12 protein-coding genes are annotated in these 13952 nt (G+C 48.1%); 1 reads left to right on the top strand and 11 read right to left on the bottom strand.

Annotated features, from left to right (window positions below; all coding sequences use genetic code 11):
• The first annotated feature begins 28 nt into the window (after window positions 1-28).
• A complete protein-coding gene (locus LQV63_RS20020; RefSeq protein WP_233698035.1) occupies window positions 29-166 on the top strand; it encodes a hypothetical protein in 138 nt (45 codons plus the stop codon).
• A 194-nt stretch (window positions 167-360) separates the two neighbouring features.
• Here LQV63_RS20020 and LQV63_RS20015 read toward each other — a convergent pair whose 3' ends face one another.
• From LQV63_RS20015 to LQV63_RS19965, 11 genes are all read right to left on the bottom strand, one after another.
• Entirely contained in the window at window positions 361-1638 is a 1278-nt protein-coding gene (locus tag LQV63_RS20015; RefSeq protein WP_233698034.1) for a Gfo/Idh/MocA family protein, read from the bottom strand.
• A gap of 318 nt (window positions 1639-1956) precedes the next feature.
• Window positions 1957-2703, bottom strand: coding sequence for a type I methionyl aminopeptidase (gene map / locus LQV63_RS20010; RefSeq protein WP_233698033.1), 747 nt, complete (start codon window positions 2701-2703; stop codon window positions 1957-1959).
• Between the two features lie 408 nt (window positions 2704-3111).
• Complete coding sequence (locus LQV63_RS20005) at window positions 3112-3414, bottom strand: 50S ribosomal protein L25 (RefSeq protein ID WP_233698032.1); 303 nt, start codon at window positions 3412-3414, stop codon at window positions 3112-3114.
• A 40-nt stretch (window positions 3415-3454) separates the two neighbouring features.
• The gene (locus tag LQV63_RS20000) at window positions 3455-3661 is read right to left on the bottom strand and encodes a sporulation protein Cse60 (RefSeq protein WP_019420135.1); all 207 of its coding nucleotides are present in this window, start codon (window positions 3659-3661) and stop codon (window positions 3455-3457) included.
• 428 nt (window positions 3662-4089) lie between these two features.
• Window positions 4090-5817 carry a response regulator transcription factor gene (locus tag LQV63_RS19995; protein ID WP_233698031.1) on the bottom strand — a complete coding sequence of 576 codons (1728 nt, stop codon included), beginning with the start codon at window positions 5815-5817 and terminating at the stop codon, window positions 4090-4092.
• A gap of 13 nt (window positions 5818-5830) precedes the next feature.
• The gene (locus tag LQV63_RS19990) at window positions 5831-7561 is read right to left on the bottom strand and encodes a sensor histidine kinase (RefSeq protein ID WP_233698091.1); all 1731 of its coding nucleotides are present in this window, start codon (window positions 7559-7561) and stop codon (window positions 5831-5833) included.
• A 34-nt stretch (window positions 7562-7595) separates the two neighbouring features.
• Window positions 7596-8474 (bottom strand): carbohydrate ABC transporter permease, encoded by an 879-nt coding sequence (locus LQV63_RS19985; protein ID WP_019420138.1) that lies wholly within the window; start codon window positions 8472-8474, stop codon window positions 7596-7598.
• 20 nt (window positions 8475-8494) lie between these two features.
• Window positions 8495-9400 (bottom strand): ABC transporter permease, encoded by a 906-nt coding sequence (locus LQV63_RS19980; protein ID WP_019420139.1) that lies wholly within the window; start codon window positions 9398-9400, stop codon window positions 8495-8497.
• A gap of 95 nt (window positions 9401-9495) precedes the next feature.
• Complete coding sequence (locus tag LQV63_RS19975; protein ID WP_233698030.1) at window positions 9496-11127, bottom strand: extracellular solute-binding protein; 1632 nt, start codon at window positions 11125-11127, stop codon at window positions 9496-9498.
• Between the two features lie 460 nt (window positions 11128-11587).
• Entirely contained in the window at window positions 11588-12979 is a 1392-nt protein-coding gene (fumC, locus tag LQV63_RS19970; protein ID WP_233698029.1) for a class II fumarate hydratase, read from the bottom strand.
• A 31-nt stretch (window positions 12980-13010) separates the two neighbouring features.
• Window positions 13011-13724 carry a Crp/Fnr family transcriptional regulator gene (locus LQV63_RS19965; protein ID WP_019419441.1) on the bottom strand — a complete coding sequence of 238 codons (714 nt, stop codon included), beginning with the start codon at window positions 13722-13724 and terminating at the stop codon, window positions 13011-13013.
• Window positions 13725-13952: the final 228 nt, after the last annotated feature.

Raw genomic sequence — 13952 nt, 5'->3', positions numbered from 1 at the left:
TCGGCGATCGGCTACGATGACGTTCTTGATGCAAAACATCGATTCCCTTGCCCTTCTAATTGTCCAAGTATTCTTGAAAATAATCGGCAACATGCTCCAGGCAGATATTCTGGGCATCATCATCGTCGTCGGAATTAAGTTTTTCCCATGGGGGAGCTATCAATAATGATAAATGGAGATAGCGATAACCCTTCCTCCAGATCCTGTTCAGTGAACTACCTGACATACCCGTCGGACAGAGGGCAGCTATCTCCACGTTCAGTGATGCTAAAGCCTGAAGCGGGCGATTTATCATAACAATGGTTTGCGTTAGTAAACACACTCCTCCAGGCTTCATAATTCGGAACAATTCCAATGCCATTAACAAGAACCAACTGCTTCACAGCCGGAAAATTGTCTGTAGCGTTGTGTAATTTCCGATATTTCTATCGGTTTTCCATGCTGCAATCGAGATTCCTCTGCTGCAAAGGACATCATATGGCTCTGTACGGAACCACGCAACGAAGCTTGCGCATACGTATTATTCGGGTATTGAATAAGATGGCAGAACTCGCTAAGCATAATGCTGCAGCCTTCACTTCCTTCATCATGGACCTTTATTTCATGAGAGCGGTTGCTTGCAAAATCAAACACCGTGAATGATTGCTTCTGCATATTCCCTCTAATTTCACCACGTGTCCCTGAAATCTGCACCGTACGCGAGCTATCATGGGTAAATGCCGATAAGGTGAAAGAGGCCGTCGCTCCATTTTCAAATTCCATATTAACCACTTGGTGATCGACGACGTCATTGTCACATCGGTATACACAGCGGCCATATGGCGTATGGCCAACCGTCTCGCGAATACTTTCATCAGATAGATCTGTAGAGAAATGAAGCGCGCGTCGGCGGCCTTCTCCTAAATAATAACGCAAGTCGGAATAACAGCAGTCCTCAACATGCGGACAACTGTCTGTGCAATGCTCGGTTGCCCCCTCCGGCATATTTTCCTTCTTGAAGTGAAACAGAGAGCCGAATGAAGTTAACCGCTTGCAATCTTGGGCCATCAGCCACAAAATAATATCTAGATCGTGGCACGACTTCGCAAGTATCATCGGGCTGGAATGCTCCGTGCTGCGCCAGTTGCCTCGCACATAGCTGTGTGCCATATGCGCAAAGCCCACATTCTCGCTTAATTGGATATTTACGACCTTGCCAATATCGCCCCGATCGATAATCTGTTTAATTGTAGACCAGAACGGCGTGTAACGGAGAACATAGCATATCGTTAAAATGCGACGGTGCCGCAGTGCAGCCTCCTCAATCTCTACACATTCGATAGGCGATGGCGAGATTGGCTTTTCGAGCAAGATATGATACCCTTTTTCAAGCGCTGTCATCGCTGCGTCGTAATGCATCCGATCCTGCGTGCAAATGAATACGGCATCCGCGAAGCGAGGCTGTTGAAATACGTCCTTCCAGTCCGCATATACATGTTCGTCAGCAATATTATACTCTCGCGCGAAAGAAGCCCGTCTTTTCTCATCCGGTTCGGCAACGGCTACAAATTGCAGTTCTTCCGGGTATTGCAATGCATGCTTCGCGTATACTTCCGCGCCACGCACTCCGGCCCCCAGCAAGATTGCCTTCACACTCATATCCTAGACACCTCTTTATCTGCTTCTCTCTCTTGGTTGAATCAAAATCGAATGCTACATCCCATAATTAATAACACTTCTAATGGTATAGTGCTATTATAACTATTGCCGTTCACAATTCATTGGATTATCTTACTTTATTTTTGGATTTCCTTCTTCATTTTAATTGCTGCGATCGGCTTGCAGGAATAATCGTTCGCGCTCTCTACGGCATACGGGATAAATCCGATGAAAAAACAAAAATGCGCTCCCGCCACGGAACACCGTTTTAGGGAGCGCACGGTTCATGCTAAGCATGTTCAGTATGATAGATACGGATTACAGCTTAGTCAAAATGAGCGGACCATCCTCCGTAATGGCAAGCGTATGCTCATACTGAGCGGACAGGCTGCCGTCCGCCGTTCGAGCGGTCCAGCCGTCGCTGTCCAGCTTGACATGATACGCTCCTGTGTTCAGCATCGGTTCAATCGTAATGACCATGCCTTCCTTCAATCTTACACCGCGGTTGCGAATGCCGTAATGAGGGACTTGCGGCTCCTCGTGCATGCTTTTTCCAATGCCATGTCCGATGAAGTCCCTTACGACTGAATAGCCGAGCGGTTCGGCGTGATGTTGAATGGCGTAGCCGATGTCTCCAATCCGGTTGCCTACGACCGCCTGCTCGATACCCAGGTGCAGGCATTGCTCCGTCACCTTCAACAATCGATCGGCCTCTTCCGACACCTCCCCTACCCGATAGCTCCAAGCCGAGTCGGACAAAGCGCCATTGAGATTGACGACCATGTCGATCGTGACGATATCCCCTTCCTTCAACAATTCCTTGTTCGGGAAGCCATGGCAGATGACGTCATTGACGGAAGCGCAAGTCGCGAAGGGATAGCCGTGATACCCTTTCTGCTCGGGTGTCGCTCCATGCTGCTCGAGAAATTTTTCTACGAATTGGTCGATGTCATGTGTGGTCACACCCGGTTTGATCATGTTTTTAATTTCTGCGTGGCATTGGGCCAGAAGCTTGCCCGACTTCTGCATTTCCATAATTTCTTGTTTGCTCTTCAAAATAATCATGCTACACCTCGATTGTTTCCTATTGATGATATATATCATATTTTACATCAAAATGGTTTGCCATTCGGCATTCTTGTGAAACTTTTTTGCAATTTTCATTCGTAAAGCTTGTTAATTGTCCATCATCACTGGGGAATTAGCAGGTTAAATGGCGTTTGGAGTATGGGCAAGTTGTTCCTCCGACCGCCTTGCTTCACTCTCCCCTTCCATCAGAATATGGTCTCACGACCCAAATGGACCAAGAACTTGAAGAAAGAGATACGCTGTGCAGGCTTTCAGAAGACGGCCCCGTATACCTTCATGAACCCCCAACTCAAAAAGAAGCCAGAGGCATTGTTCCCCTGACTTCTTTTTACCATATGATAAGGTTTATGAGTCCATACAGATTATCATACGTATGATTTGGCTCTAAGCAATAGCAGCCACGCCGTCTGCAGGAAGCAGATCGACATGGAGAATTTCGTTCGTGACCGGATGGCGCTGAATGGCCTTCACTTCTACGGACACGCTGCCTGCCCCGTCAATGCTCAGCCCCAGCTTATTGCTAAGACCATCTCTGACCCATTTTGTAAATTCCTTCGAGTCGATATGAATCATGGTGCTGCTTCCTTTGTCGAGAATAACGCAAGGGATTCTTCCCTCGTTGCGCAGTTCCCGCAAGGCGGAGCGCTTCTCATTCGTTCTTGTTACCGCTTTAAAACAATGTGTCATATCAATTAACTCCTCTACGTATTCATTATTTTGCCCGTCACTACGGCTCATGCATGCCTGTATGATCGTTGGTTCGATAAATGACCATAATGCAGCTTCTCTGCTCAGATGTATCACGATTCGAGCGATAACCTGCCGAATACTTAATATCGATCACTTGGTCGTCTTGCAGCGTAGCCAAAAATTCATTGGCCTTCTTCTCCGCTGAAGCGGTACCTAAATCTAAAAACTCCTTCACCTGAATCATTGCATCATTCCTTTCTCAGTTGTCCATTAAATGTAAAAAGGCACAAATATGCACGAAGGCATCTCGCCCTGTATGGAGCGAAATGCCTCGTTATTCATACTGTATCAATATAGGAACTCGTTGTCAATCTTCCCTGATGTATCCATAAATAGTAAGTGAATAACCTTTTTCTTCAATCTATATAAGTTGAACTAATTATCTTCCGATAAGCGATTGCGTTCGATGATACATTTGACTGTATATTTTCCAATGGGGCTTACTTCGCCCCCGCAAAATAGTGGAGCTAAACTGTAAAATACGTTTGAAACGAATCATAATCTTTCAGATCAAGTGAACGTTTAAGTGACGAGGCCGTGCCCGAGCCAAAATATAAGAAATCTTGAGCTCGGGCCGGCTTCGTTTAGCGTTATATAGATTGCTCCTTACTTTCATATACCGTTGTTGACTTCCTTGTATTGGCGCTGCATCCGATATTCTTGCGGTGTCGATTGATTTTGCTTCTTGAAAAACCGGATAAAGGCCAATGCAGAATTATAGCCAAGCGCAACTGCGATTTCATTGACCTTCATGGAGCTGTTCAGCAGCCATTTTTTCGCTTGCAAGTTGCGATAGTCGTTAATATAGTCGGATAGCCCAATCCCGGTCATCTGCTTGTATAGTCTGGAAAAATAAGATGGATTCAACCCGACATAATCTGCGATGGCACACAGCGATATATCGGTCGCTACGTTATCTTCGATATACCGGTGTACTTTTTTGACTAATTCAACCGGTATCTGCTCCCCTTGTGCAGCCTGTCGTTCAAACAAGCAATCGGCCATTTTCAAAAAATACTGCTTCAAATTCAGCCAAGATACCGAATCGTCCCTCTGGTATAATGGAGCCAAGTCGAGGACAGTGATTACCTTCTGCTTGAACGCTTCATTTTGGCTCAAGAACGACAAAAAAGTGGCCGCCATGGAATGATACAACTCCATTTTTCGTTCATAGGCGTACGTATCGTCACTCCATATTTTCGTCAGATGGAGATACAGCTTGTAATATTCCTCCCGATGGTTGTTCTCCAGGCATTTCACGAGCAGCTGAATGCGGGTATGGCGAAAAAAATCGTTCGTTGTCCCTCCTGTCTCGCTCTCTTGCTGCTTCAAGATGTCAGAGTCAGTCAGAATGACCTCGCTGGACAAGCCAAGGCCATATACGAAACAATACTTCAGCATATGGAAGCGGTCGGAGACGGTGTGCCACTCTGTCGGTCCGCTGCTCATAGCGAATGAAACAGACACTTGCAGCAGCTGCTTGCAAGTCCGCTGAACCGTCTCCAGCGTGTCGCTTAAGCACGAGTACATGTTTCTCCATGCAGCAGAATCGGATACGCCTGACGCTTGCATCTCGCAGGATGCAGATGGCTCCGAAGCAAGGCTTGCCAGCGCGAGCTCCCGCGGTTGGATGAGCCAGACGATTTTGGACGTGTCGTATACACATGAATAACAGCGCACATATGGTGCTACATATTCCTCGGTTATATTTTGCACCCCGTAAATAAGCAGCGCCTTGTCCGGCGTCGTGAACGTGTCTTTCCATGCATCCACTCGCCCGAGCAACAGCAGCACCGGCAGATCCGCCTGCAGAGGAATATCGAATTCCCGCAAATGCCGTGCCAACTCGCTTGCCGTCTCCTGCTTTCCTTGCAGAAGCTCCCAAGCGTACTCCTTCTGCAGCAAAGGCAGCGCCTGCCGCATACGGTTGTTGGCCCGCTCTACCATTTGGCGCTGGTCGCCTTCTTCCTCCAGCAACGCGATCGCCCGTTCGACAGAGCGAATGATCTTATCGTCGCTCTCCACCTTCAAGATGTAATCGAACCCGCCGCAGGTGATGGCGCTCTGAATATAATGGAAATCGTTGTACCCGGTCAGAAAGATGACTTTGCAGGCCGGCCATTGGGATTTGATTTCTTGCAATAATTCAATCCCTTCCAGTCCCGGCATCTTGATGTCTGAAATGACGATATCGACGCGGTAATTCTGCAACACATCCAAAGCCTCTTCGCCAGAATACGCTTTCATAATATCGAGTTCCAAACGTTCCGTCTGTTCGAACAGTTCAAGCAGGCCATCTACAATAATAGGCAGATCGTCGACGATGAGCAGCCGATACATGCAGGTTCCTCCTTTACTTCATGCCGAGATAGATATGCACTCTGAGTCCGCCAAGCTCGGAGCGAGATACCTCAATTCCGTAATCTGCGCCATAACGGAGCTGAATCCGCCGATGCACATTAATAAGTCCCGTCGTTTCGTCGATACATTCCGCGGAATGTCTGAATCGATTCAACAACCGCTCCAGCTCTTCATCGCTCATGCTGTTGCCGTTGTCCTCTACGCAGATTGCAATCCCTTCCGCCTTCTGCTCACTGTGCACCCACAATTCGCCGGTTGCCAACAAGTTGCCGAGTGCATGCTTATAGGCATTCTCGATAATGGGCTGCAGAATGAGACGTGGAACGAAGATGTGCGGTGTCTCTACGTCGAACCAGACGCGGATGCGATCTCCGTAGCAGATCGACTGCATATCCACATACGTGCGGGAATGCTTCACTTCCAGCTCAAGCGGTATCTCGTCTTCATCGTTCCGTGTAATAAATTGAAAATATTCGCCGATGTACAAGCAAAATTGATAGGCCTTCTCCTTATGCTCAGACTTGATTAACCGGCACAGCACAAAGAAGCAGTTGTATAAAAAGTGAGGATTGATTTGGGCTTGCAGCCGTTTCAACTCTGACCTTTGGTTGCGAATTTGTTGTTCATAATTTTGCTCGATCAACGTCTTCAATGATTGAATTGTATCATTAAAGGCTTGATATAGATAACCGAACTCGTCATGTCCGCGATCGTTCGGGATCGGCTGCAGATTGAACCGCTGCACCCGCTTAAACGAATGGATCAGTCGCATTAATGGACGATAGATGAGCTTGAACAGCGAATACGAGAAGAACAGCCCAACGCAGATCGCGAGGGCGCATGCCCACCAAAACCATTGCCGATACGTCTGAAGCGGCCCCAAAATGGTGGATTCCGGAATGCACGTGATCGAGTACGAATTCCATAACGGAGAATACTTATACACGGTCAAATAGCTCTCGCTGCCATATCGCACCATTTCGTAGCCTTCTTCCATTCCTCCGCGCCGCTTCTCCTGCGCAAAAGCCTTGATCTGCTCCATCAATTCCGAATTGCCATTGCTCTGAATGTCCCAGTCGCGATCCAAATTCAAAAGCACGCTTGCTCCGCCCAGCGAGCCGGCAATTTGGTCAAGCGCCTCCTTTATTTCGCGAATGGACAGCTCCACACTAACGGCATACAGCGGCTCCTTGAAGGAATTCGCTGGATACTGCATGCTGATGAACAAGCGATTCCGCCAATAGATGAACGGTTCATCGTAATGCTTGGCGCTAAGCTGCATGGCCTTATATTCCTGCTGATCAATTGCCGTTTCGTATTGCAGACTGAGAATGGTTCGTTCAAGCAGCGGAATGTAAGCTTTCGCTTCCCTTATGAACGGACTCGAATTTTTCATTAGATCAAGCCGCTGCTGAATGGCCGTTATTTTCTGCGCTCGTTCGTAATCGGTCATATCTCTGCCCGTCGCCGCTAGTTCCAGCAAATCTCTGTCCATAACATAGTTGGGCAAATATCGCATGATCCGATCCGCCTCCTTCTCGAGCGAATCGAGATAGAACCGGGTCGTGTTCATGGTCGACCGCGATATTTCCGTCTGAATGCTTTCCGCTCCCTTGTGATTGATGAGCCACGTGATCATAATGAGCGGAAGCAGCACCGTCATGAACGCCGCCATGATTTTCATAAAAATCGAGGAGTCTTTCAAGCGAAATAATAGCTTCATCATCTGATCTCCCTAAGTAGATAACTTTAAACTATTATTCTTTGACGCTTCCCATCACAATTCCTTTAATGAAAAATCGTTGCAGAAACGGATAGACGATCAGGATTGGAAAGGCGGCGACAAATATTTGCGCTGCTTTGCTGGTCCGATCGGACAGTTGAATCATTAACTCTGCGTCTTGCGATTTCAGAAATCGGAAGTCCAGGTTAATAATAATCGTCTGTAAAAACGTTTGCAGCGGGTATTTATCAGGATGATTCATCAGGATCATCCCGTCGAACCAGCTGTTCCAATGCCCGACCATCGTGAAGAGACCGGTTGTCGCAAGCGCTGGCAGAGACAATGGCACATATATTTTCCATAATGTCGTGAAGTGTCCGGCGCCGTCCATCCTTGACGATTCGTCCAGTTCCTTCGGCAAATTGCGGTAAAAATTAAGCAGCAAAATAATATTGAACACCTGCACCGCACTCGGAAGCACTAATGCCCATATCGAATCGATCAGACCGAGCGTCTTAATCGTCATATACCAAGGAATGAGACCGCCGTTAAACAAAATCGTGAATACAAATATCCATACGTAAACGGTACGCAGGCGAAATTGCCTCGTGTCTTTCGATAATGGATATGCCGTTAGTATCGTTAGAAACATGCTGGCGGCTGTCCCGAGCACGACACGCTGGATCGAAATCCAGAAGGCCTGCAAATATTCAGGCTTGCCGAATACATTCTCATAAGCGGCCGTGGTGAACTCGACAGGCCATAATGTCACTTTGCCAGCCGAGGCCGACGCGCCGGAGCTGAACGAGATGGCCAAAATATGGATGATGGGCATCAAGCACATAAACGAGATCGCCGCAAGCAACAGAAAATTGCAGCCAATAAACAGTCGCCGGCCCAGTGTCTTTTTCATAAGTACGCCAAGCTCCTTTGCTAGAAAATACGATAGTTCGCGAAACGATAAGCCAACATATAAGACACGGAAATCATAATAAAGGAGACGATTGACTTTAACAGACCCACCGCGGTTGCAAATCCGAATTGCGATTGCTGGATCCCCATGCGATAGACGAACGTGTCAATAATATCTGCGCTTTCATACACTTGCGGGCTGTATAAATTGAAGATTTGATCGAAGCCCGCATTCAACACATTGCCGATGTTCAAGGTTAACATCAACACGATAATCGGCATCATTCCCGGCAAGGTCACGTAGAGCGTCTGCTTCCAGCGCCCGGCTCCGTCGATCTCTGCAGCTTCGTAAAGCGATGGGTTAATCCCGGTGAGCGCAGCCAAGTACACGATCGTTCCGAATCCGAATTCCTTCCATACATCTGAAATGACCATCACGTAAGGAAACCACTTATTATCGCCCAGGAAAAAAATCGGATCGATGCCGAATACGCCAAGGAGTTGATTGAAGATGCCTGAAGAAGGCGATAAGATGTCGATCAAGATCCCGCTCAGCAGCACCCAGGATAAGAAATGCGGCAAATAGACCAGCGTTTGGAAGGTCCGTTTGATCCATTCTTTGCCTAGTTCATTTAACAAGATCGCGATCGTAATCGGCACGATGAGTCCGGCTGCAATTTTCATAACGGCAATGAAGACGGTGTTGAAAAAGATTTGGCCGATATCGGGATAATCAATCACAAACTGAAAGTTTTTCCACCCGACAAACGGCGATCCAAACAACCCTTTACTCGGGATGAACTTCTGAAAAGCCATGATAATGCCAGCCATTGGAATATAACTGAATATGAGAATGAAGACCAATCCGGGAAGGAGCATGACATGAAGCGGCCACTCGGTCTTCCACATGCGTTTTATTGTATTCATACGCACCACCTGCTTGAAATCAAAATAGGAAAAAGGGGAACCGAACGCGTTCCGATTCCCCTAAGGAACGAGATGTCATCTATCCATCGATGCAATTATTTATTTTTGGCGTACCATTCGTTCACTTCCGCAGTAATCTGATCTCCACCGAGCTTCTTCCAATCGGCGACAAATTGATCGAATTGCTCAATTGGAACTTGATTCATAATGATTTTGACGAACACTTCGTCACGTTTCTTGTTCAAAATCGCGCCTTTTTCAACCATTGTCGGCGTCGGCGCGCCATAGAACTTGGTCTGTTCGAATAGATTGTCCTGCTTCATCTTCGGAACGAGTGACAGCGATCCGTTCGGGCCGGAAATCAAATATTCCCACCACATGGAAATATCGCCCTCCACATATTTCATAGCTCGGCCATACCGGGTTCTGTGTTCCTTCGTCGTCAAAATGCTGGCGTCCTTGTTCTGAATCGCCTTCGGCAATACTTCACCGTTGTCATTCGTCTGGTTGTGTGGCGTCAGCGGGTTAAGCAGCCAGTAGTTGCTAGACTTCTCCACCCGATCTTTACCAAATTCGTACACTTTATTTTCTTCCGTCTGGTTGTTGTCGACCACGATCCAATGATTCAGCAGCTTGATAACAGCCTCTGGATGCTTGGCTTTTTTGGACACGACATAGTAATTGATGGCACCCAATCCGATCTGTGACTTTGCTGGCTTGTCGTCAGCTGATGGCAGCCGATATACGCCCCATTCCTGAACGGCCTTTCCGTCCTTTACCGCCCCTTGGACGAGATGGGCCGGTGTCCATTCGGCACCGTATAGTACGCCAATGCTGTCACCGAAGATCAATTCGGATGCCTTCTGCGTATCCTTGACAGCAAATTCAGGATCAATCAGTCCTTTCTTGAACATATCCTGCAATGCCTTCAATGCATCCTTCATTTGCGGTTGAATGTCTCCGCTCACGATTTGACCTGTACCATCGTCAATCCACTGTTCCAAGTAAGCATGGTAGCCGTTCAAGAAGCCGACAAGGCCGGTTGCGCCGTCGTTAAATGTTTTATTCAATGCCAAGCCGTACGACTTGCCCGTTCCGCCGGGGTCCTTCGTTGCGAACGCTTCCATAATTGTCATTAAATCTTGCATCGTGTTCGGTTCAGGCAGGTTGAGCTGCTTCAGCCAGTCGGTGCGCACCCACACGAACTGTCCGGTATAAGGATTCCCCGTCTGTGGAATCGCCATCAGCTTGTCATCGAACGTAGCAGACTTCATCTGCAGACCGCCGTCCATTTTCATGAACTTTTTCGTTTCAGGCGTGGCGAACTCTTCATACACACTTGTCAAATCCATAATCATATCTGCTTCGATCAGCTGCTGCAGTTGAGCGGCTTCAACCGGGAAAAAGTCAGGGATATCATTGGAAGCTATCGCCATCTTCAGCTTTTCTGGGAACTGGCTGCCGTCGGCTATCCATTTGTTCGTAATTCTCACCCCGGTGTCTTTCTCGTATGCGTCGTACACCGAGTTGTTGTCAAAGTCTTCTCCTTCATCAAACTTCAGATACGGATCACTGGCACGAACCGTTGAAACTTCCAAGACGGCATTCGCCTCGGTGGCTGGTACTCCCTCTGGCTTCTGTGCCTCCTCTTGCTTCCCGCATGCAGTGGCGGCAACGAGGCTAATGATGAGCGCCACGACCAAACTGATTTTCTGTTTTCTTTTCACGTGCGACCCTCCCAGTAAGTGAAAGTAAGTAGTAAATATATCTTATAATGCGTGTTCAAAAAGGTTGGTTTTCAGCACCGAGAAGGTTGCAGGAACTCGAAGCGTATGCTTCCGAAGCGAGTTTTGCTTTGCAAAACTTGTAAGGAGCAGCGCAGTGTAGGCAAGACTACATGAGCAGCTGAAATGTTTCCGCAGGAAACATACTTCGAAAGCATACGCTGTTCGAGAGTGAATGCAAGATTCGATGCCGAGTTACTTCCTGGTTGACTTCGTGATCAAAAGCGGACTTTTTGAACACCCTCTTATAGATTCATTATAAAAAGAGCTTGGCGGCGTTTCTATATACTGGTCTTTACATCTATATACAACTATTGCGGCAACAGTCTTAAACCTAAATGTCATAAACAAAAAAGAGCGATTGTCTGCTTATAACGCAGACAATCGCTCAGTAACGCACGACTCACTCTTCTGTCGGTGCAATCATATGTTCAGGCCGCACGATGCGGTCGAATTGCTCCTCGGTCAACAGCTTGCTATGCAGCGCCGCTTCCTTGAGCGTCATTCCTTCTCGATGAGCCAGCTTCGCCACCGCGGCCGCGTTCTCATAGCCGATATGAGGATTCAATGCGGTGACGAGCATGAGCGATTTATCGAGATTGCTCTGAATCGCTGCCCGATTCGGCTCGATGCCGACTGCACAATGGTCATGGAAAGAACGCATGGCATCGGCCAGCAGGCGCGCCGATTGCAGAAAATTGTAGATAATGACCGGCTTGAACACGTTCAGCTGGAAATTACCTTGACTGGCCGCAAAGCCAATCGCCGCGTCATTGCCCATCACTTGGCAGACGACCATCGTCATTGCTTCGCTCTGTGTTGGATTCACCTTGCCCGGCATAATGGAGCTTCCGGGCTCGTTGGCCGGTATCGTAATCTCGCCAATGCCGCAGCGTGGCCCGCTAGCCAGCCATCTCACGTCATTGGCGATCTTCATCAGATCGGCCGCCAGCGCCTTCAATGCTCCATGTGCATGCACGAGTTCATCATGACTCGTCAGAGCGTGAAATTTGTTGACGGCGGATGTAAACGTCTTGCCGGTCTGCTTGCTAATCTCTGCTGCCGTCAGATCGCCGAATTGCGGATGGGCATTGATCCCGGTCCCGACCGCCGTTCCGCCAATTGCTAATTCCTGCGTATACTCCGCGCTTTGCTTCAGCATGCGTTCCGTCTTATCCAACATACGGACCCAGCCGCTTATTTCTTGTCCGAGCGTCAACGGCGTCGCGTCCTGCAGATGGGTCCTGCCGATTTTGATGATGTCCTGGAATTCCTCGCTCTTGTCCTGGAGCGTACGTTTCAATTCAGCCAATGCCGGCAGCACCTCATCTTCGAGTGCCAAGAGAGCGGCGACGTGCATTGCCGCCGGGAACGTATCGTTCGAGCTCTGCGAACGGTTGACATCGTCATTCGGATGAATACGCAAGCCGCTTCCGCGCTGCTGCAGCCATTGATTGGCGCGATTGGCAATCACCTCGTTGACGTTCATGTTCGTCTGCGTGCCGCTCCCTGTCTGCCAGACGACAAGCGGAAAATGATCGTCCAGCTCGCCGCGGATAATCTCATCCGCCGCCGCAACGATCGCATCCGCCTTCTCCACCTCCAGCTTGCCGAGCGAGCGGTTCGCCAGCGCCGCGCTTTTTTTCAAGATGGCGAATACGCGGATGAGCGGCAGCGGCATCTGTTCCGTGCCGATGCGGAAGTTATCAAAGCTGCGTTGGGTCTGAGCCGCCCAAAGCCTGTCAGCGGGTACTTTCACTTCTCCTAACGTGTCGTGCTCGATTCGGTAATCCATGGCGATTCCTCCTCATATCGTATTCGTCAGTTTAGTTGCCTACTCCATGCAGCATTTGCCGCAGCATTTCCGTTCGAATCATGAGGTACCCTTCGTTGCTGGCTGTCAAGACCTCATGCTTCTTCAATTCGTTCAGGCACCGATTGACCGTTTCTCGCGTCGTGCCGACCATGCCAGCCAGCTCTTGATTGGTAAGCCGGGTATCGAATTTATTCCATCCCCCCTCACAAGCGGAACTATGGGTGTTGCTTAAGCGAATGAGCGATGCCATGACTTGACGTTTCAAAGTATAGCATGATTTTTCCTCCAGCCGGGTCTGCAGATCAATAATCTTATCCGTCAGCAATTGAAACAATCTCGTGGTCATGTCTGAATTATGTATCAAGATCTCCTCGAACGGCTTCAGCGCAGTGACCAGACACAGACTATCGGTTTCGGCTGCCGCATTAGCGGTATAGCTCCCATTGCGGAAAAACCCTTCATTCGGAAACATTTCCCCGTCTGATGCCATATAAAAAGTTTGCTCCTTGCCCTCCTCACTAATCCGGTAAATTCGAATTCTGCCATTAATAACAAAGTATATATTATCCATAGGATCATATTGACAAAATAATTGGGAATTGCGTTTATATGGACGCAAAGCTGAAACATTGGCCATCGCTTCCAGCTCCCAATCTTTAAAATACTGGAACAGAGCTATGGATTTCAAGGCTTTCGTAATTGGTGCGGACGTCGTTGCAACCATAACAGCTCTCCACCTCCTATTAGTGCGTTGTTCAAAAATGTATCGTGATGACAGCAGAGTGTGACCGTATCAGCTTCCCTTATTATAACACATTTTAATGATATTGATAATCATTATCATAGTAAATTTTAGCCCCTTTTTAGAACATGTCATTGATTATGCTGCAGCATTCATGTACTATAGCTGGTACTGAATTGTGAACATGACGCAAGTGCTGCAGTCAGTTCC

Origin of the sequence: Paenibacillus profundus, assembly GCF_021369635.1 — a bacterium.
GTDB lineage: Bacteria > Bacillota > Bacilli > Paenibacillales > Paenibacillaceae > Paenibacillus_B > Paenibacillus_B profundus.
Note: the sequence above shows the minus strand (reverse complement) of the source record. Positions and strands in the feature narration are given on the sequence as shown.